We start from the raw sequence: 19,921 nt of genomic DNA, 5'->3' as shown, positions 1-19,921 counted from the left end.
TGGAGGGGGCGAAGGCGAGCGCTACGACGACCGTGTCACCACCGATCCGTATCCGCCCCCTCCACCCCGCTGCGCGCGGTCCCCCTCCCCCGTTTCACGGGGGAGGATCAGATCAGCCCTTGGGCTTGCCCTTGAAGCCGTCCTTCTTGAAGCCCGGCTTGGCCTTGAAGGGCTTCTTGGCATAGGGCTTGTCGCCCGAGGCGTTCGAGCGCGGATTGGCGCCGCCATCGTTCTTCGGCGCCCAGGGCTTCTTCTTGAACGGCGGGCGGGCCTCGCCCTCGCCGCCGTCGGCGCGCTTGTAGGGGGTCTTCTTGAAGGGGCGGTCGCCATCCTCGCGCGGCTTGCCGGCGAAGCGGCTGGCCTTCATCGAGCCGGGCGTCGGGGCTTCCGACGGCGTGATCTTCACCTCGTCCTTGGAGGCGGCGACGGCTTCGCGGAAGGCCTTCTCGTGAGTCTTGGCGACCTCGAAGCGCGTCTCTTCGGGGAAGGTGCGGATGGCGCCGATCTGAGGCTTGGAAATGCCGCCGATGCGGCAGATCAGCGGGATCAGCCATTTGGGGTCGGCGTTCTTGTTGCGGCCTACGTCCAGACGGAACCAGACCACGTCATCGGCGCCCAGGCGGTCGCCCGGCCAGGGTAGGGCCGCCGTGCCGTCGTCGTTGCGCACGGTGCGATCGCGCTTGGCCGGACCGCGATCCGAACCCGGATCGGACAGTTCTTCCGGCGCCGGCTGTTCCTTGCGGAGCAGGCGCACAAGGGCGGCGGCGATCTCGTCGGGCGTGCGCTCGGCGATCATCCGCTTGGCGACGACCATGTCCTCGTCGGAGACGTCAGCCTCGAAGAACTCGGGCGACAGCAGACGGCCTTCGTCGGCCTTGCGGATTTCATCGAAGGTCGGGGCGCCGGTCCAGACGGCGTCGACGCCGGCCTCGTCCATCAGCCGCTCGGCCTTGCGACGGCGCGAGTGCGGGACCAGCATGACCGAGATGCCCTTCTTGCCCGCCCGGCCCGTCCGGCCCGAACGGTGCAGCAGGCCGGCGCGGTTCATCGGTAGTTCGGCGTGGATGACCAGACCCAGGTCGGGCAGGTCCAGACCGCGCGCGGCGACGTCGGTGGCGACGCAGACGCGGGCGCGGCCGTCACGCAGCGACTGCAGCGCGTCGGTGCGCTCGCGCTGACCCATCTCGCCCGACAGGCTGACGGTCGAGAATCCGCGCTCCAGCAGAGAGGATTGCAGGTGACGCACGCTGTCGCGGGTCGAGCAGAAGACCATGGCGCGCGGCGCCTCGAACCAGCGCAGGGTGTTGACGACCGCGTGCTCGATCTCGTTCGGCGCAATCCGATAGGCGCGGTATTCGATGTCGGCGTGCTGGCGCGTCTTGTCGGTCGCGTCGATGCGGACCGCGTCCTTCTGATAGCGTTTGGCCAGGGTGGCGATGTCGCGCGCGATGGTCGCCGAGAACAGCAGGGTCCGGCGTTCGGCCGGCGCCTGGTCCAGGATGTGCTCCAGGTCCTCGCGGAAGCCCATGTCCAGCATCTCGTCGGCCTCGTCCAGGACGGCGACCTTCAGCTCGGACAGGTCCAGGTTGCCGCGGTCGATGTGGTCCTTCAGGCGGCCGGGCGTGCCGACGACGATGTGGACGCCGAAGCTGAGCGCGCGGGCTTCACGGCGCGCATCCATGCCGCCGACGCAGGTGGCGATCTTGGCCCCGGAGTCGGCGTACAGCCATTGCAACTCGGCCGCGACCTGCATGGCCAGTTCGCGCGTGGGGGCGATGGCCAGGCACAGCGGCGCGCCGCCGGGGCCGAAGATCGGCTTGTCGCCCAGCAGGGTCGGCGCAGCGGCCAGACCAAAGGCCACGGTCTTGCCCGAACCCGTCTGGGCCGAGACCAGCAGGTCGCGATCCGCATGCTCCGCCTCCAGCACGGCGGCCTGAACCGGAGTGGGTTCGGCATAGCCCTTGTTGATCAGGGCGCGGTCGAGCGCGGGATGGACGGAGGGAAAGGGCATAGGAAACCTGGGACAACGGACAAGGGCGGTCGCCGAAACGACCGCGCCCGGCCGAGGTCAGACCTCAGGCCGGGCGAATGATGGCGCTCTATACATCAATAAGGGCGCAAGCGGGGCGGAAAACGCCGTTCACCCTGTTCCTTCAGGCGACGTTGACCTGAAAGACGCAGTCTGGCGATTGAACACACCGCGTCCGGAGCTTCGCCATGCAAGCGCTTTCCATAGCCGCCGCCGGAATGACGACCGCGCAGAATCGGTTCGACAACAGCGCGCGTCGCACCGCCACCGCGCCGTTGGACAATCTCGCCGAGGAAACCGTGGAGCGGATCCAGGCCAAGACCGCCTTCAACGCCAACGCCGCCGTTCTGCGCACCGCGGACGACATGACCGGCACGCTGCTGGACATGCTGGCCTGAAGCTTCAGACCGGCGCCTTCTCCGGCAGGTTGAAGAAGCCCGCAAAGCGGTCAAACACGGCCCGGTCGCCGGTCAGGGTCATCAGGCCGTCAGCCTCGAAGGCGGCAGGCGGAACCTTACCGTAAACGCAGGCCGCGACCAGCGGCGGTTGGGTCGTCAAGACGACGTCGGCGGCGTCCGTGGCGCCGCGGCGGGTCATGATCGTCCTCTTTTCGATCTGAACGACGAAAGGCTCGTCGCCGAAGACGAAGCCGACGGTCATCGCTGCGTCTCCGGCCAGGGCCGGATCGAACATCGTCTCGAACGACTGCATGATCGACACCGCGCTGATCGGCAGGGTCGGGTCGTGGCGAGGCGAGCGCGCCGCCCAGCCGCCCAACACCATGAAGACCGGCTTGATCTCGTATCCCCAAGGCGTCAGCTCATAGACCTGGACCGAGGCGGGCGGCGGGAGCTTGCGGCGGGTCACGATGCCCGAAGCCTCCAGCCCCTCCAGTCGCTGGGTCAGCACGTTGGCGGAAATGCCGTGCAGATCATTTCGCAGATCACCGAACCGACGCGGGCCCATCATCAGTTCGCGGATCACCAGCAGGGCCCAGCGCTCGCCGATCAGGTCCAGTCCGTGCGCGGCGCCGCAAGCATCGTGGTATTTTCTACTCGCCTTATCGGTTATCTTTTCTAACTTCATAGTTGACTATGATAATCATCGGAGTCAGGTTTCGCAAATAACAAGGAGAGGAAACGCCGTGGCCCAGCTGATTTTCATCAACCTGCCGGTCGCCGACCTGCCCCGATCGATCGCCTTTTATGAGGCTGTCGGCGCGACCAAGAACCCAATGTTCAGCGACGACACGGCCGCCTGTATGGTGGTGTCGGACGTGATCCACGTCATGCTGCTGACCCACGACAAGTGGCGCACCTTCACCGACCGGGCGATCCCCGACGCCCATGTCTCGGCGCAGATGTCGCTGTGCATTTCTTTCGACAGCCGAGAGGCTGTGGACTCGGTGGTCGAACGCGCGGGTGCAGCGGGCGGCCTTATGGATCCAAACCCGATTCAGGATCACGGCTTCATGTATGGGCGCGGCTATGCCGACCCGGACGGCCACATCTGGGAACCGATGTGGATGGACCCGGCCGCCGTCGCCGCCGGTCCCGAAGCCTTCGCCGCCAACGCCATGGTGTCGTGATGGGTGACGGTCGCGAACTGAGCATCAGCCGTCTGATCAAGGCCTCGCCGGAGACGGTGTGGAAGATCTACACCGAGCGTACCGGCGAGTGGTTCTGCCCTCGCCCGTGGACCACGCCGGTCGTGGATTGGGACCTGCGCGTCGGCGGGCGGGCCAATGTGGAAATGGCCTCGCCCGAGGGCGAGCGGCATCCCTATTCCGGCGTGTTTTTGGAGGTCGTGCAGGGCCGCAAACTGGTCTCGACCGGCGCCTTTACAGAGGGCTGGGTTCCGCAGGCCGGCGACATGAACTTCGTGCGGATCGACACCTTCGAGCCCGAGGCCGGCGGAACCCGCTACACCGCCACCGCTCGGCATTGGGACGAAAAAGCCGCCGAAACCCACAAGGCCATGGGCTTCGAACAGGGCTGGGGCGCCGTCGCCAATCAACTGGCGGCGTTGGCGCAGGGAGATGCGGCATGAGCGACAAGATCATTCCCTGCCTGTGGTTCGACGGCGAAGCCGAGGCTGCGACCGCCTTCTATGTCAGCCTCCTGCCCGACAGCCGCATCACCGCCGTCAACCGCTCGCCGGTCGATACGCCCTCCGGCGCTGAAGGCACGGTCCTGACGGTGCAGTTCGTGCTGGCGGGTCGCGAGTATCTAGCGCTGAACGGCGGACCGACCTTCCGCTTCACCGAGGCCGTCTCCTTCATGGTGATGACCGAGGATCAGGCCGAGACGGACCGGCTGTGGGACGCCCTGCTCGCCGACGGCGGCAGCGAAAACGCCTGCGGCTGGTTGAAGGACCGCTGGGGTCTGTCGTGGCAGATCACGCCTCGTCGCCTGATGGAACTGACCACCGATCCGAACCCCGCGCGCGCCAAGGCCGCCATGCAGGCCATGATGGGCATGATCAAGATCGACATCGCGGCGCTGGACCGCGCCGTCGCCGACGTTTGAATCCAGAAAGAGGAGACGACCGATGACCTATGTGACCGGCTTCCTGACCCCCGTGAAAACCGAGGACAAGGCGCGCTACGTCAAGTCCGCCGAGGCCTCCTGGCCCCTGTTTCAGAAATACGGCGCCCTGTCGCAGGTCGAGACCTGGGGCGAGGACGTGCCGGACGGCAAGCTGACCAGCTTTCCCATGGCGGTGAAGCTGCAAGAGGGCGAGGTCGTCGTCTTCTCCTGGGTCACCTGGCCCGACCGCGCCACCGCCGACGCCTGTTTCGGCAAGATGCAGGACGACCCCGACTTTGCGAACATGGACATGCCCTTCGACGGCAAGCGTATGATGTGGGGCGGTTTCAGCGTCGCCTTCGAAGGCAAGGCCTGAGCCCGGCGGCGGCCCTGTTCGAACGCAAATCGCCCTGACGCATTGTCAGGGAACGAGGAGAATCGACATGGCCGCCCGCCCCACCTGGCAAGGACATCTGAAGCTGTCGCTGGTCACCTGTCCGGTGGCCCTCTACACGGCGACGACCAGCACGAACGACGTGCGGTTTCACCTGATCAATCCTGACACCAACAATCGCATCCGCATGGTGCCGACCGACCCGGACGCCGGACCCGTAGAGCGCAGCGATCTGGTGCGCGGCTATGAGGTGTCCAAGGACGAATACGTCCTGTTCGACGATGCCGACTTCGACAAGGTGAAGCTGGAAAGCACCAAGACCATCTCGATCGACAAGTTCGTCGACGAGGACGACATCGACCGGCTGTACTGGGACGACCCCTTCTTCGTGGTCCCCGAGAAGGGCGCGGGCGTCGAGGCCTTCGCCGTCATTCGCGACGCCATGGAGAAACAGGGCAAGGTGGCGCTGGGCCAGCTGGTCCTGCGCGGCAAGGAGCGTCAGCTGGCGCTGGAGGTCCGGGGCAAGGGGCTGATCGCCTACACCCTGCGCGCCCATGACGAGGTGCGCGATTCCGACGAATACTTCGACGACATTCCGACAGTGAAGGCCGATCCCGACATGGTCGAGATCGCCGCGCGCATCATCGGGCAGAAGGAGGCGGACTTCGACCCGACGGACTTCAAGGACGGCTACGACGACGCTCTGCGCGCGATGATCAAGGCCAAGTCCAAGGGCGGCAAGGGCGTGGTCGATGTCGCCGAACCCGACGACACCAATGTCATCGACCTGATGGCCGCATTGCGGAACAGCCTGAAAGGGTCGGCGACGGGGACGAAGAAGCCAGCCGCAAAGAAGGCCCCGGCAAAGAAGGCGACGCCCAGGAAGGCTGCGGCAAAGAAGAAGACAGCAGCCTAGACGCCCATCTTTTTCAGCGCCGATTTCAAACTGACCGACGAGGCGCGGAAATCGGCCCAGGGATCGGGCTTCTTCAGCAAGACCGCATAGGTCCAAAGGTTGAATGCGGCGGGATCCAGCCCGGCCTTGACCTGCCCCCACGACAGCGGGAAGGCAATCCCGGCGCCCGACCGTGCGCGCGGCGACCAGGGTGCGACCGCCGTCGCCATTCGCCCGTTGCGCAGATAGTCGATGAAGATTTTTCCGCCCCGCGCCTTCTTGGCCAGGGTCGTGGTGAACCGGTCCGGCGCCTCGGCGCGGATGGCCTCGGCCACCGCCTTGGCGAAGGCCTTGTTCTGATCCCAGGTCACACGCGAGCGGGCGTCGGTCTTGATTGGCGCGACGACGTGCAGCCCCTTGCCCCCGGTCGTCTTGACGAAGGCGGCCAGACCCAGCGCCTCGATCTTCGCTTTCACGACCTTGGACGCGGCGATGACGTCGGCGAAGTCCAGCCCCTCGTCCGGATCCAGGTCGAAGGTGATCTGGTCAGGGATTTCCGGCTGGCCGGGCGCACAGCCCCAGGGGTGCAGTTCCAGCCCGCCTGACTGGGCGATGGCGACCAGGCCGCCCGCATCGACGGCGGCCACATAGGGCGTGCGCGCCTTGACGTCGATCAGCTTCAGCCGCGGGTTCGACCCCGCCATGGCGTGGCGTTGGAAGAAGGTCTCGCCGCCGATTCCCTCGGGCGCCCGGATGATCGAGGTCGGCCGGTCCGCCACATGGGGCAGGATCCGCTCAGCCGCCGCCTCGTAGTAGCGCGCCAGATCGGCCTTGGTGATCGCCGGCCGGTCGCCGACGGCGGGCCACAACACCTTATCGGGGCTGGAGAGGGTCACGCCCGCCACGACCACCTTGCCGGGCTTTCCAGCTGGTCGCACCGTCGTCGTGGTCTTCTTCGCGTTGCCCATGTCCGTGGGCGGCTGCGGCGGCTCGGTGACCTCTGCGGCCGTCTTGTCTTCGCGCAACCCTTTGAACGCCGCCTGCCGCAGCGATCCGGATTCGGTATAGCCGCCGTGCTCGACCTCGGCGACCAGCACCGGCTTGACCCAATGGATGTCCTTGGCCGCCTTTGGCGCGCCCGCCCCGGCGAAGGGAGACTTCTGCGCCGACACGCCCTTTAACGCCGGAACAAGCGTCTTCGTCACCGCCTCGCCATAGCCGGTCCCCACCCGGCCCAGATAGCGAAGGCCGCCCTTTTCCCTAACGCCGACCAGCAGAGAGCGGAACCGCGTGCCGCCCTCGGACGACCAGCCGCCGATCACGACTTCGTCGCGACCCCGGCATTTGGACTTCAGCCAGGTGGACGACCGCCCGGCATGATACGGAGCGTCCAGCTTCTTGGAGATCACGCCTTCCAGATCCATGCGGCAGGCGCTTTCCAGCACCGCCTGGCCGGTCGAGGCGAAATGCTCGACGTAACGCAGCCGCCCAGCGGCCGCCCCCGACCCTGGAGCGCCGATCCGGTCCACATAGGCCTGCAGTCGCGCCTTGCGATGCGACAGCGGCAGTTTACGCAGATCCTCCGCCCCCTCGAACAACAGATCGAAGGCGAAATAGACCAAGCCTTCCGTCTTCTCGTCCGAGATGGCCGCCTGCAACGCCCCGAAGTCCGGCATGTGATCGTCGTCCAGCGCGCACAGCTCGCCGTCGATCACCGCGTCGGGCCAGGTCGCCGCGTCCGTCGCCAGATCCGAGAACTTGTCGCTCCAGTCCAGACCCTTGCGCGTCCGCAAGACCGCCCGACCGCCGCCCACGCCGATCTGGATGCGATAGCCGTCGAACTTGATCTCGTGCGCCCAGCCCGTCCCGCCCGGCGGATGGTCAGTCACCTTGCACAGCTGGATCGGCACGAAGGCCGGCGGCTTCCTGGCCTTCGCCGCCGCTTTCGAGGGCGTGGGCTTGGCCGGGCCCTTTCGTCCCGTCGGCTTGGACGCCGTCCATTCCTTGGTTCCGTCCGCGATTTCGGCCAGCGACCGGCCCGTCGTCACCGAGGCGTCGATTTCGGCCAGCGCATCGCCCTCTCCCGCCACGGCGAAGTCGTCCTTCTCCTTCAGCAGCAGCCAGTTGTTGCGTTTGGAGGGTTTGCCCCGATCGCTCTTCAGCCGGATCAGCGCCCATTTGCCCTTCAGCCGTTCGCCGTGAAGGATCATCTTGATCTGACCCTTGGCCCAGGCCGCCTCCAGGTCCGGCTCCTGCGGCTCCCAAGTGCCGACATCCCACATCTGCACCGTGCCGGCGCCGTAGTTGCCGTCGGGGATCGTGCCTTCGAACGATCCGTAATCCAGTGGGTGATCCTCGACCTCGACCGCCAGACGTTTCACCGCCGTGTCGCGCGACGGCGCCTTGGTCACGGCCCAGGACTTCAGCACCCCGTCCGCCTCGATGCGGAAATCATAGTGCAGCCGCGTCGCCGCATGGCGCTGGATCAGATAGCGGAAGCCGCCCTTCGCGCGCTTGCCCTTCGCGCCCTTCGGCTCGGGCGTTTCGCCGAACCGGCGCTTGGCCTGATAGGTCTTCAGTTCACCGCGCATAGGGGCGTAATCCGCCCCGCGCCAAAGCGTTGCCTCAGCGACAGAAGCGCGTGTCGGTCGCCTCGAGGTGCAGGTGGTCGTAGTGGACCGCGTTGTAGTCGGGGCTCAGCGTCGTGCCAAAGATGCGGCAGGCGTCGTCGCGAATACGCTTCAGGAAGCGCGCCTCGGGCGTGTCGCCGTTCCAGTCCTTGGTCACGGTAATGCGCCGCCCGTCCCTCAACCGCACCCCGGCGAAATCCAGCGCCGCCGCCTGGGAATGGGCGCTTATGCGGTTCGAGCCCACGCCGTTGTTCACATTGCGACAAGCGTAGGCCCCCATGTGATCGATCTGGACGACGTCCGAGCCCAAGATCTCTCGCGCCGCCGGCTCCAGCGACTGGCGACGCCAGATGCTCAGCGCCAGCGCGGTCTGGCAGGTCATCTCCACATCGCCCGGCGCCATGCGCGCCACGGTGCCCAGGTCGGCGCCCAGCACCCCGCCCTTGCTCAGGCCGCAGGTCGCGGTGTTCTGGCGATCCGGCAAGGGACTGAAGCGCACGCGCGCAGCGTTCAACTCGGCCAGACAACGGCCCAGATCGCTACCTTCGCGCACGACCAGGGCTTGGGTCCCGCCGTCGATCATCCGATCCACCAGCCCCCCGACCAGCGGCGCCTCGGTGCGCGACGGATAGGGCGATGGCGGCCGCAATAGCTCGGGCGGCCGCCGCACGCAGCCGCTTAGGATCAGCAGGACGCCGAGGCCGATGAGAAAGGGAGAGATACGCGACACGGAGTGCATGGTCGCGACGCTTAGCTGATTCCCGACGCCGCCGTAGTCACGAGGCGGAGAGCCATCTATCAGCGCTCTTCAGACGCGCCTTTGGCCCGGCACCGATCCGAACAGAACCGCACCTGATCCCAATCCCGCGCCCATTTCTTGCGCCAGGCGAACGGCAGGCCGCAGGCGGCGCAGAACTTTTGCGGCAGGTCGGACTTGGCCGGCGCCGTGCCGAGATTGACGTGCTTTCGGGCCATGTCGCCTGCCAAGAAAAAAGGGCGGCCCGTCAGAGCCGCCCTTGATCGTATCAGCTGTCCAGGAAGGACCGCAGTTTGCGCGACCGCGACGGATGCTTCAGCTTGCGCAGCGCCTTGGCCTCGATCTGACGGATGCGTTCGCGGGTCACCGAGAACTGCTGTCCGACTTCTTCCAGCGTGTGGTCGGTGTTCATGCCGATGCCGAAACGCATCCGCAACACCCGCTCCTCACGCGGCGTCAGCGACGCCAGAACGCGGGTGGTGGTCTCACGCAGGTTCGACTGAATGGCGGCGTCGATCGGCAGGACGGCGTTCTTGTCCTCGATGAAGTCGCCCAGGTGGCTGTCTTCCTCATCCCCGATGGGCGTTTCAAGCGAGATCGGCTCCTTGGCGATCTTCAGAACCTTGCGCACCTTCTCCAGCGGCATGGCCAGCTTTTCGGCCAGCTCTTCCGGCGTCGGCTCGCGACCGATCTCGTGCAGCATCTGGCGGCTGGTGCGGACGATCTTGTTGATCGTCTCGATCATGTGCACCGGGATGCGGATGGTGCGCGCCTGGTCGGCGATCGAGCGGGTGATCGCCTGACGGATCCACCAGGTGGCGTAGGTCGAGAACTTGTAGCCGCGGCGGTACTCGAACTTGTCGACCGCCTTCATCAGGCCGATGTTGCCCTCCTGGATCAGGTCCAGGAACTGCAGGCCGCGGTTGGTGTATTTCTTGGCGATCGAGATCACGAGGCGCAGGTTGGCCTCGACCATTTCCTTCTTGGCCTGACGCGCTTCGCGTTCGCCCTTCTGCACCGTCTGGACAATGCGGCGATAGTCGTCGATCGGCAGGCCGGCTTCCAGCGCCACGGCGGCGACGTCAGAACGGATGGTCGCGATCTGGCTGGCTTCGTTCTCGCTGAACTTGGTCCAGCGCACGCCCTGGTCCTTGATCCGGTCGGTCCAGGTGGGGTCCAGCTCCGAGCCAAAATAGGCCTTGAGGAACTCGGGCCGCGAAATGCCGTAGCTGTCGGCCAGGCGCAGCAGCCGGCCTTCCAGACCGATCAGGCGCTTGTTGATCGCATAGAGCTGCTCGACCAGCGCCTCGATGCGGTTGTTGTTCAGCTTCATCGTCTTCAGACGGTCCGAGATGGACGTCGTCAGCGCCTGATAGGCCTTTTCATCCTTGGCGCTCAGCACCTCGCCCTTCAGGCGGGTCTGAACCAGCTTGTCCTGCAGGGCGCGGAAAGCTCCAAAGTCGGCGGCGATGGCGTTCAGGACGTCCATCACCCCGTCGCGCAGCTCGGCTTCCAGCGCCGAGATCGACATGCCGCCGCCATCGTCGAAGTCGTCGTCATCGTCGTCGTCGGACTCAGGCTTGTCTTCGGCGGCCGGCTTGTCCTCGGCCTCTTCTTCCTCTTCGCCTTCAGGCTGGGCGGCGCCCGGCAGGGACGAAGGGTTCAGAACGCCATAGGTGGCGTCCAGGTCGATGACCTCGCGCAGCAGGATGCGGTTGTTTTCCAGCTCATCACGCCAGACCATGATGGCCTCGAAGGTCAGGGCGCTTTCGCACAGACCCGAGATCATGGCGTCGCGGCCGGCCTCGATCCGCTTGGCGATGGCGATTTCGCCCTCGCGGCTCAGCAGTTCGACCGAACCCATCTCGCGCAGGTACATGCGCACGGGATCGTCGGTGCGGTCATAGGCCGACTTGGCGGGCGTTTCGGCCACGGCGGTACCGGCGGCGGCGGCGACATCGGTGGACTGCTGCTCCTGCGCGTCCTCCTCGGCCTCCACAACGTTGACGCCCATTTCGGACAGCATCGCCAAGGTGTCTTCAATGGCGTCGGGCGTGACTTCTTCGGACGGCAGAACCTTGTTCAGCTCCTCCATCGTCACATAGCCGCGCGCCTTAGCTTGCTTGATGAACTTCTTGACGCCGGCGTCCGTCAGATCGAGCAGGGGCCCATCGGTCGAAACCTCGGTGTCCTGCGTCTCGGTCTGTGCGTTCATAGTCAGTCTGTCTCCAGCCGAGAGGGTGATCAGTCCGCCCCGGCGAAAAATACAATGCTTGGCGTGCCGTAAGGTTACGTGCCCGCGCTGTCTTCCCAAATCGTCCCGGCTTTGATCGCACGGCGAAGCGCATCCCGCTCGGCCTTCAGCCGGCGGAACGCCTCATCCTGCCCAGGCACATCACGTGCATGGGACAAGGCGTCCTCCAACGCGGCGACCCGCGTCGAAGCGTCGAACGCCTGCGACCATCGGACCCTTGCCTCGGCGAGGGGCGCATTTGCGGCCAGGAATGGCGCGCCGGACTTTGCCGCCGCCTTCTCGACCTCGCGCACTAAGGCATCATGACCCGATTGCGCCAGATGGCGTCGCAGGGCGGCGGAGTCAAGGCTATGTCCCGACAGACGCAGGCGAACCAGCTCCTGCGCCAGCCCATCCAGCCCCTTGTCGCCGAATCCATGGGCGGCGATTTCCTCCAGATGGTCGTCCATCCGTTCGGGGTCGTCGATGGCGCCGTGGGCCAAGGCGGCCGGCACCGGCTCGATGGCGCGAAACAGCGACTGCATCGCCTGGGCGCCCTCCGCCGTTTGACCCAGTCTGGGCGGCGGGCCGAAACCGCGCTTGCCCTGCCCCGGCGCCCAGGGCGCGCGTTGAGGGCTGCGGGGGAACAAGGCGTCGAAACGGTCGAACAGGTCGCGGCGGTATTGCTCCGCCAGATCCTTGTCCTGGATGGCCGAGGCGGTGTTTCTCAGCCGCGCCTTGAAGCCCGCCTTGCGCTCCGGCGTGTCCAGCGGCTCCAGATCCTGTTCGCGGCGGAACAGCACCTCGGCGAACCCATGGGTTTCGGCCAGGGCCTGGCGCAGCGCGGGCGCACCCCTGTCGCGCAGAATGTCGTCGGGATCCTGCCCGGCGCCCAACAGCGCGAACCGGAATGAGCGCCCTGGCTTCAGCAGCGGCAGCGAGCGTTCGATGGCGCGATAGGCGGCGCGCAGTCCCGCCGCATCGCCGTCGAAGCACAGGATCGGCTCGTGCGACACGCGCCACAGCCGTTCCATCTGCTCCTCGGTGAGGGCCGTGCCCATTGGCGCCACGGCCGGCAGGCCCGCGCGCTGGCAGGCGATGACGTCCATATAGCCTTCAACCACGATGATGGCCTGGTCGTTCTTGGATTCCGCGCCCAGAATCCGTCGCGCTTCAGGCAGGCCATACAGGGTCGCGCCCTTGTGAAAGAGCGGGCTTTCCGGACCGTTCAGATATTTGGCGCGGTCGTCGGGGTTCATGGCCCGGCCGCCGAAGCTGACGATCCGGCCGCGCGCATCCAGGATCGGGAACATCAGACGGTCGCGGAACCGATCATAGGGCTGGCCGCCGCTTTCGGGCGAGATCAGCAGCCCGGCCTCGACCAGTTCGGCGGGCTTGGCGCCGCGCTGGACCAAGGCCTGCTTCAGCCCCTCGCGGTCGTTGGGCGCATAGCCCAGACCGAACCGCTCCCACTGATCCTCGGGCACGCCGCGCTTGTCCAGATATTCGCGCGCCGCCTTGCCCGGCGTGCGGCGCAGGTTTGCGGCGAACCATTTCTGGGCCAGGTCCATCCAGTCCGACAGACCCGCCCGCTTCTGCTCGCGCTCGGCCTCCTTGGGGTCTTCGGCGGGAAGCTGCATCCCCGCCTCGCCGGCCAGGCGCTGCACCGCCTCGACGAAACTCAGCCGCTCGGTCTCCTGCAGGAAGGAGATGATGTCGCCATGCTTGCCGGACGAGAAGTCGTGGAAGAAGCCCTTGTCGTCATTGACGAAAAAGGACGGCGACTTCTCCTTCGAGAAGGGCGACAGCCCGACATATTCACGGCCCTGACGTTTCAGCTTCACCGTTCGCCCGATCACGTCGGACGGCCGAAGGCGGGCCTTCAGTTCATCGATGAATCTTTCGTCGAAACGCACCCGCGATCCTTAAGCCCTGCGGCCCTCAACGTCGATGGATGGAAAGACGATCAGGCGGCTCGTCCGGGCATCCCCCGATATCCGAACGAACCGCCGCATCGCAGAAGGCGCAAACCGTAGCGTCCCCCAACGCCTTGGCTAACGAAGTCCTAACGCCTCGCGGACCGGCATCTGAGGTCAGGACCGGCGTTCTGTCGAGAGGCGGGCGGCCTCGCCTTAGCGAATAGAGGCGAGACTGTGTCCTTTTCGTCGCGCGTCGTTCGCCTTAAGGGCGACCGAAGGGGACAACCTTATTGGCGGCGTCATGCCCGATATCGGCGCTTCCCAGAAAGGGTATGCCCGAACGCAGGCACCAGTATCGAACGATTTCCTCCGGAGTCTGACCGAAATCGGGATCGTTTGGCGTGACGTCCGAGACCCGTCCCAGGCGAATTCCGGCCACGCGACGGATGCTGGCCTGGCTGGTCAAGTGAAACATCATTCTATCGATCCGGTAGGCGGCCTCGGACACCTCCTCCAACATCAGGACGTGGCCGGACAGATCGGGCTCCAGATACGTGCCGGTCAGTTCGTTCAGGATGGTCAGGTTGAAGGCGACGGCCGGGCGCGGATCGGTCGCCAGCGACGGCTCGATCCAGTCGGTGCGTCCGGTGGTCAGCCAGTACAGGGCGCCGCGCGCGGTCGCGTCGTCGCGCACCGAATCCGAGGCCATCGGTCCGTGCGCCAGATGCTGGAATCCGGCCTTGTACATTCCGGCCAGCAGGCTGCCGGCATCGGAATAGCCCATGTAGCGCTTCTTGCGGGCGACGGCGTCCAGGCGCGGGATTACCGCATCGGCGATGCGGCACGAGCCGTAGCCGCCGCGCGCGAACCAGATGGCGTCGATGCGCGGGTCGTTGGCGAACTCGACGAAGGCGTCGGCGCGCGCCCGGTCATCGCCGGCGAAATGACCGTGTTTAAGGAAACAGGCGGGATGGAAGACGACGGCGACATCGCGGTCGGGATGGTTGTGCGCCATCCAGGCCTCGACCGCCTCGGCGCGCTCTTTCGCAAAGCGCGAACTGGCGCAGACAACGCCGATCTTGAAACTGTTGGTGGTCACGTCCGTCTTCTTCGTCGTTTTTGCGATCCCCTACTGGCGGACCGGCCCGATCCCCTGTTCTAAGGGGGCATGAACCAAGACGCCTCCTATTTCTTCTGCGGCATCGGCGGGTCGGGCATGCTGCCCCTGGCCATGATCGTCCAGGCGCGCGGCGCCGTGATCGAAGGGTCGGACCGGGCGCTGGATCAGGGCCGCACGCCCGAGAAGTTCGACTGGCTGCGCGCCCACGGCGTGACCCTGCACCCCCAGGACGGATCGGGCGTAACCCGCGCGGATCAGACCGTCATCGCCACCGGCGCCATCGAGGAGACGGTGCCCGACATCGGCGCGGCCAAGCGCGCGGGCGCAACCATCAAGACCCGGCCCGAGCTGCTCAGCGAACTCTTCAACGCCGCCCCGACCTCGGTCGGGGTCGCGGGCACCAGCGGCAAGTCCACCATCACCGGCATGATCGCCTGGATCCTGCATCAGACGGGCCGCGAGCCGACCGTCATGAACGGGGCGGTGATGAAGAACTTCGCCGACGCCGACCATCCGTTCGCCAGCGCCCTGATCGGCGGGCCCGACGTGTTCGTGTCGGAGGTGGATGAAAGCGACGGCTCGATCGCCCGCTACGATCCGACGGTGGCGGTGGTGTCCAACATCTCGCTGGACCACAAGTCGATGGAGGAGCTGCGCGACCTTTTCGGTGGCTTTACCGCGCGGGCGACGACGGCCGTGTTGAACCTGGACAATCCCGAGACGGCGGCGCTGGCTCAGACGCTGCCGGCTAGCAAGGCGATCACCTTCGGCCTGGGCGAAGAGAAGGCCGACCTGTCCGCCCATGATCTTCAGCCCCTGCCGACAGGCATGCGGTTCCGCCTGATCGAGGGCTGGAGCGAGCACGACGTGGTCCTGAACGTGCCCGGCGCCCACAATGTCGCCAACGCCCTGGCCGCGCTGGGCGCGACCCGGGCGCTTGGCGTGCCGACAGCCGAGGCGGTCAAGGCGCTGGAGACCTTCGCCGGCATCCGTCGCCGGATGGAGGTGGTCGGGACGGCCGGCGACATCACCGTCATCGACGACTTCGCCCATAACCCGGACAAGATCGCGGCCACGCTGAAGACTCTGCACGCGTTCGACGGCCGGCTGCTGATCCTGTTTCAGCCGCATGGGTTCGGCCCGCTGAAGCTGATGAAGTCGGAGTTCATCGACGGTTTCGCCGGCCTGATGCACGAGGACGACGTGCTGCTGATGCCCGAGCCGGTCTATTACGGCGGCACCACCGACCGCAGCGTGGGATCGGAAGACATCGCCTCCGGCGTCCGCGCCGCCGGCCGTCAGGCCGAGGCGCTACCGACGCGCGCGCACTGCGGCGACCGGATCGTGGACATCACAAAGCCCGGCGACCGGATCATCGTCATGGGGGCGCGCGACGACACGCTTTCGACCTTTGCGGCGGAACTGTTGGGGCGACTGCGTTCCCCCCCTCTCACCGACTGAGGTCAAGAATGCTCACGTCCTTCCTGCTCGCTTTCAGCCTGCAAGCAGCTCCTCATGAGGAACTCCACTCGGATTTGACCGCGTTGGGAGAACTCATCTCAGTCGGAGTTCACTGTGACAAAGCAGGATATCGCGTTGATTTCGAACCTGCTCACCTGCTTGATGCTCGGCTCAAGGCGCGAGCCGCTGAACTCGGCCTCTCAGAAGAGGATGCGACGAACATCGTAAGCGCCGGCTGGGAGCGACAGGACGCCCTTTTCCCGCCCAGGAACCTGCCAGAAGATTTCGACGACAACGACTTTTTGGCGAGTCTGGACAAAGCACAGGCGACATGGCCGCGCGTTTGTCGCCAGCTCGCGACTAACCACCCAGAGATGATCCGAATTGCCGATGTCGATGACGCCGATCGCGACTTGAAAGAACGCTTCGATCTTTACCGCCGGTCGATCGCCCTGAAACGAGCACTCGACGAGTCTCAGTAAACGTCCCGCCGATAGCGGCCGTCCTCAAGCATCTCCAGCACTCGTTCGGAACCTAGGGTCGTCTCAAGCGCCGCATGGACGCCGGAGGCCATGCCTTCCAGACTGCCGCAGACATAGATCGCCGCCCCGCGCGCGACCCAATCGCGCAGGTCGTCGGCCGCCGCTGCGACCAGATCCTGCACATATCGTCCGTCGCCGGCGTCGCGCGAGAAGCTCCGGTCCAGCCGTCGCAGCACGCCCGACGCCAGCCAGGCCTGAAGCTCCGCATCGAAAAAGGCGTCGTGCGCCTGGGTCCGTTCGCCGAACAGCAGCCAGACTCCGCCCGCCGCCGTCCGCGCCTTCAGATGCGCCCGCAGGCCCGCGATGCCGGTGCCGTTGCCGATCAGGATCATCGGCGTGGCGTCATCCGGGCCGTGGAAGCTGCGGTTGGCGCGCAGACGCATCCCGATCTCTCCGCCAAGCGCCAATCCTTGCGTCAGCCAGCCCGAGGCCAGGCCGGGCGTCCCGTCGGGATGGCGCATCAGGCGGATCAGAAACTCGACCCGGCCGTCCGACGCCAGGGAGGCGATGGAATATTCGCGCGAGCGGGGCGTGGCGCCGTCCCGCTCCGGCAGGCCGACCTCGGCGATGTCGCCGGCCGACCAGACGGGCGCGGCGCCCACGGCCTCGAACGCCAGATGATAGGCCTCGCCGCCCGGACTGCCGGGATTGACCAGCGTCCGTTCGACCAGCCGCCAGCGGTCGTAGGCCGGCGGGGTCCAGTCGGGGGCCGTCACGCTGCCGGTGATCTGGTTCAGCTGATGCTGCCAGTGGCGGATGGCGCCGGCCTCGCCGTTGTCGACCTCGACCATGTCAAAGAGGGGGTCGGCGCCCGCGCGTCTCAGCCAGCCGTCCACCGCATGGCCGAAGCCGCAGAACTGATCATAGCTGCGATCGCCCAGCGCCAGCAGGCCGAAGCGCAACCCCGATAGGTCCGTCGCCTCGCCCATGACCTTGCGCACGAACCCAGCCGCGCTGTCGGGCGGATCGCCCTCGCCCGTCGTGGACACGATCAGCAGCGCCCGGTCCGTCGCCTTCAGCGTCTGCACATTTAGATCGGCGAAGGACAGCACCCGCGCGCCCACGCCGCCATCGCCCAGAGACCGCGCCGTCATCCACGCAAGCTCCTCGGCGAAGCCCGTCTGGCTGGCGAAGGCGATCAGCACCGGCTGGCCCTCGCCTGCGCCCGCCAGAGCATCAGACCGCGCGCGGGCCGCCGCCCTGGCCCTGCGTTCACGCCAGACGATGACGGCAATCAGGGCCAGCCAAAGCGCCAAGGCCCCGACCGCCCACAGCCAGCGCTGCGGATCGGCTGTCACCCCGGACGATCTCCGTCGTCGTCAAGCAGAGCGGCGAAAGCCGGCGACATCCGCTCGACCGGCCCGCGCTCGGTGCGTTCGACGAAATGGGCCATCAGGCCCACGGCCTCGGCGTAGTCCGGTCCGTCGAATGGTCCCATAACGGTCAGGGCCGTGGCGTAGGCGTCGGCCATCATGGCTGAGGGGTGCAGGACGGTGACCGAACTCAGGTTATTGCTGACCGGCCGACCGGTCGATCCGTCGATGGTGTGGGGATAAAGGCGCCCCTCATGGCGGAACGCGCGGCGGTAGTCGCCGCTGGTCGCGACGGCGAGGTCGAACAGGGCCGCCACGGTGTGGGGCGCTGGCGAACCCTCGACCCGCTCGATCTCGACCCACCACGGCTGGGCGTCCGGCTTGACGCCGCGCCCTTTTAACTCACCCCCGATCTCGATCAGGTGCGAGGTCGCGCCCATGGCCATCAGCCGGTCGGACACGCGGTCCACCGCATGACCCTTGGCGATACCGGAGAAGTCCAGCCTCGTCCCGCCCATCTGCATCACCGCGCGCGCATCGCCGTTCAGCCGCAGCTTCTGCCAACCCGACACGGCCGCAGCCGCCGCGATCTCGTCCTCGGCCGGGACGGGCAGCAAGGCCGAGCGCGGTCCGGGCGGGCCGAACCCCCACAGATCGACCAAGGCGCCCAGGGTCGGATCGACCGCGCCGTTGGTCTCGTCGCCCAGGGTCATCGCCGCATCCAGCAGATCCCAGAACGGCTGGGACACCGCCCAGACGCCGGCCGGCGCGGTATTGAAGCGGCTGATTTCGCTGGACGGCTCCCACGGGCTGAACAGACCGACGACGGTCGCCAGTTCCTCTTCGATCGCAGACCGGATCTCGGCCTCGCCCACGCCTGGCGGGGCGATGACGCGCGCGCTCCAGGTCGTGCCCATGGTCTGGCCGCCCAGCGAACGGATCAGGTCACTGGGCGGACGGGGCGGCGCGCCTTCGATCGCGGGCACGAGGACGCGGTTGTCGGCGCGGTCGCCCAGAGGGGCGGCGTCGCCAATCTTGACCGTGGGCGGGGCGGCGCGCGAACCGCGCGAGGGGGGAATGTCGGACATGGCCCTTCGCTTAGGGCAGGACTTCCATCGCCGCCACATAGCTGGCGTTGGAACCCAGCGTTTCACCCTGGCCTTCGGTGCGGACCGAGGCGTTCAGCCAATACATGCCGGCTTCCGGCCAGGTGATGGTGAAGGCGCCCTCGGCGTTGGTCTTGAGCGTCGATTCTTCGGGGTTGTCGCGGTAACGCAAACCGCCGCGCGCCACGGTGACGTCGATGTCAGCCGCCGGCTGGCCGTTGTTCAGCAGCTTGAAGGTGGCAGGCTCGCCCACCACCAGATCGTTCGGGTGGGTGACGGGAACCAGCTCAAGCCCTTCGCCGGTCGTCTTGAAGACGGTGTCGGTCGGATTGTTCAGGGTGACGAAGGTCTCGATGCGGCTGGCGGTACGGGTCGCCTGAACATTGGTCGCGCCCGCGGGCAGGCCCGCCGGGTAGTCCGAAGCCGCGCCGCGCCAGCGCTTCTGTTCGCCGTTCAGGGTGTAGCTGGCCATCACGCCGTTCATGACGTTGGCGATCTTGTAGGTGCCGTTCTGGGTCAGATGGGCGTCGAAGGTCGAGCGATAACGGCCCTGCATGGCGTTCTCGGGCTGGACCGCCGAGCCGTCCGGCGCGGTGATGGTCAAGCCGGTCAGGCGCATGGCGGCGTGGTCGGGGTTGAACACCTGGTTCGACATGCCGGCGTCGAACCCGACCCAGGCGTCCGTGCCGGACAGGGTCGTGGCGGTGGGCGCCAGCCAGGCGCGGTGGGCCTGGGCGGCCATGGGGGCGGCCAGCGCTGCGGCCAGCGTCAGCAGGGCGATCGTCTTCTTCATGGTCATGATCCTCAGCGAGAGACGGCGACGCGCACGGCGCCCAGTTCGGTGGAGCCGGTTCCGGCGCCGGTGTTGGCCGCGCCCCAGCGGAAGGGTACGCGCACGACTTCGCGTCCGCCCAGTTCGCGGGCCGCCTCGACGACGATGTTGTACTGGCCGGGCTGAAGGTTGCGCAGACGGGCGGCGGGTACGGTGACGGTC

20 protein-coding genes are annotated in these 19,921 nt (G+C 66.7%); 8 read left to right on the top strand and 12 right to left on the bottom strand.

Annotated elements, in window-relative coordinates:
- Window positions 1–112: 112 nt before the first annotated feature.
- Window positions 113–2,011 carry a DEAD/DEAH box helicase gene (locus RT123_RS05330; RefSeq protein ID WP_313008222.1) on the bottom strand — a complete coding sequence of 633 codons (1,899 nt, stop codon included), beginning with the start codon at window positions 2,009–2,011 and terminating at the stop codon, window positions 113–115.
- Between the two features lie 206 nt (window positions 2,012–2,217).
- Between RT123_RS05330 and RT123_RS05325 the strand changes: the two genes are divergently transcribed.
- Window positions 2,218–2,427: a flagellar basal body rod C-terminal domain-containing protein gene (locus RT123_RS05325; RefSeq protein ID WP_066623816.1), complete on the top strand. Its 210-nt coding sequence runs from the start codon at window positions 2,218–2,220 to the stop codon at window positions 2,425–2,427.
- 4 nt (window positions 2,428–2,431) lie between these two features.
- Here the strand turns inward: RT123_RS05325 and RT123_RS05320 are convergent, their stop codons facing one another.
- Window positions 2,432–3,115, bottom strand: coding sequence for a winged helix-turn-helix transcriptional regulator (locus tag RT123_RS05320; protein ID WP_313008221.1), 684 nt, complete (start codon window positions 3,113–3,115; stop codon window positions 2,432–2,434).
- A gap of 58 nt (window positions 3,116–3,173) precedes the next feature.
- Between RT123_RS05320 and RT123_RS05315 the strand changes: the two genes are divergently transcribed.
- The 5 genes from RT123_RS05315 (at window position 3,174) to RT123_RS05295 (ending at window position 5,867) form a co-directional block, all read left to right on the top strand.
- Entirely contained in the window at window positions 3,174–3,617 is a 444-nt protein-coding gene (locus RT123_RS05315) for a VOC family protein (RefSeq protein ID WP_112863569.1), read from the top strand.
- A complete protein-coding gene (locus RT123_RS05310) occupies window positions 3,617–4,078 on the top strand; it encodes an SRPBCC family protein (RefSeq protein ID WP_313008220.1) in 462 nt (153 codons plus the stop codon). Before RT123_RS05315 ends, RT123_RS05310 begins: the two co-directional genes overlap by 1 nt.
- Window positions 4,075–4,557, top strand: coding sequence for a VOC family protein (locus RT123_RS05305; protein ID WP_313008218.1), 483 nt, complete (start codon window positions 4,075–4,077; stop codon window positions 4,555–4,557). Before RT123_RS05310 ends, RT123_RS05305 begins: the two co-directional genes overlap by 4 nt.
- 22 nt (window positions 4,558–4,579) lie before the next feature.
- Window positions 4,580–4,933, top strand: coding sequence for a DUF1428 domain-containing protein (locus RT123_RS05300; RefSeq protein WP_017506381.1), 354 nt, complete (start codon window positions 4,580–4,582; stop codon window positions 4,931–4,933).
- A gap of 67 nt (window positions 4,934–5,000) precedes the next feature.
- A complete protein-coding gene (locus tag RT123_RS05295; protein ID WP_313008217.1) occupies window positions 5,001–5,867 on the top strand; it encodes a Ku protein in 867 nt (288 codons plus the stop codon).
- Here RT123_RS05295 and ligD read toward each other — a convergent pair.
- The 6 genes from ligD to RT123_RS05265 all read right to left on the bottom strand — a co-directional run bounded on the left by ligD (window position 5,864) and on the right by RT123_RS05265 (window position 14,484).
- Window positions 5,864–8,437, bottom strand: coding sequence for a DNA ligase D (ligD, locus tag RT123_RS05290; RefSeq protein ID WP_313008216.1), 2,574 nt, complete (start codon window positions 8,435–8,437; stop codon window positions 5,864–5,866). The two genes, RT123_RS05295 and ligD, sit on opposite strands and share 4 nt — an antisense overlap.
- 34 nt (window positions 8,438–8,471) lie before the next feature.
- Entirely contained in the window at window positions 8,472–9,215 is a 744-nt protein-coding gene (locus RT123_RS05285) for an extensin family protein (protein WP_313008215.1), read from the bottom strand.
- Window positions 9,216–9,274: 59 nt separating this feature from the next.
- Window positions 9,275–9,451: a DUF2256 domain-containing protein gene (locus RT123_RS05280; protein ID WP_313008214.1), complete on the bottom strand. Its 177-nt coding sequence runs from the start codon at window positions 9,449–9,451 to the stop codon at window positions 9,275–9,277.
- 50 nt (window positions 9,452–9,501) lie between these two features.
- The gene (gene rpoD, locus RT123_RS05275) at window positions 9,502–11,448 is read right to left on the bottom strand and encodes an RNA polymerase sigma factor RpoD (RefSeq protein ID WP_091748719.1); all 1,947 of its coding nucleotides are present in this window, start codon (window positions 11,446–11,448) and stop codon (window positions 9,502–9,504) included.
- Window positions 11,449–11,522: 74 nt separating this feature from the next.
- Window positions 11,523–13,382 carry a DNA primase gene (gene dnaG, locus RT123_RS05270; RefSeq protein WP_313008213.1) on the bottom strand — a complete coding sequence of 620 codons (1,860 nt, stop codon included), beginning with the start codon at window positions 13,380–13,382 and terminating at the stop codon, window positions 11,523–11,525.
- 265 nt (window positions 13,383–13,647) lie between these two features.
- Window positions 13,648–14,484 carry an LD-carboxypeptidase gene (locus RT123_RS05265; RefSeq protein ID WP_313008211.1) on the bottom strand — a complete coding sequence of 279 codons (837 nt, stop codon included), beginning with the start codon at window positions 14,482–14,484 and terminating at the stop codon, window positions 13,648–13,650.
- Between the two features lie 69 nt (window positions 14,485–14,553).
- Here RT123_RS05265 and murC point away from each other — a divergent pair, with 69 nt between their 5' ends.
- Both murC and RT123_RS05255 read left to right on the top strand, forming a co-directional pair.
- Window positions 14,554–15,966 (top strand): Mur ligase family protein, encoded by a 1,413-nt coding sequence (gene murC, locus RT123_RS05260; protein ID WP_313008210.1) that lies wholly within the window; start codon window positions 14,554–14,556, stop codon window positions 15,964–15,966.
- Window positions 15,967–15,974: 8 nt separating this feature from the next.
- Window positions 15,975–16,448: a hypothetical protein gene (locus RT123_RS05255; protein ID WP_313008208.1), complete on the top strand. Its 474-nt coding sequence runs from the start codon at window positions 15,975–15,977 to the stop codon at window positions 16,446–16,448.
- On the opposite strand, the gene RT123_RS05250 is transcribed toward RT123_RS05255, so the two are convergent.
- The 4 genes from RT123_RS05250 to RT123_RS05235 all read right to left on the bottom strand — a co-directional run.
- Complete coding sequence (locus RT123_RS05250; protein WP_313008207.1) at window positions 16,442–17,806, bottom strand: sulfite reductase subunit alpha; 1,365 nt, start codon at window positions 17,804–17,806, stop codon at window positions 16,442–16,444. The genes RT123_RS05255 and RT123_RS05250 overlap by 7 nt on opposite strands.
- Window positions 17,803–18,909: an FAD:protein FMN transferase gene (locus RT123_RS05245; protein ID WP_313008206.1), complete on the bottom strand. Its 1,107-nt coding sequence runs from the start codon at window positions 18,907–18,909 to the stop codon at window positions 17,803–17,805. Before RT123_RS05245 ends, RT123_RS05250 begins: the two co-directional genes overlap by 4 nt.
- A 10-nt stretch (window positions 18,910–18,919) precedes the next feature.
- Complete coding sequence (locus RT123_RS05240; RefSeq protein WP_313008205.1) at window positions 18,920–19,720, bottom strand: DUF4198 domain-containing protein; 801 nt, start codon at window positions 19,718–19,720, stop codon at window positions 18,920–18,922.
- 11 nt (window positions 19,721–19,731) lie between these two features.
- Window positions 19,732–19,921: DUF2271 domain-containing protein (locus RT123_RS05235; RefSeq protein ID WP_313008203.1), on the bottom strand; the 190-nt coding region annotated here is incomplete at its 5' end.

The sequence above is a fragment of the Brevundimonas vesicularis genome (assembly GCF_032067225.1).
Taxonomy (GTDB): Bacteria; Pseudomonadota; Alphaproteobacteria; order Caulobacterales; family Caulobacteraceae; genus Brevundimonas; species Brevundimonas vesicularis_F.
Note: the sequence above shows the minus strand (reverse complement) of the source record. Positions and strands in the feature narration are given on the sequence as shown.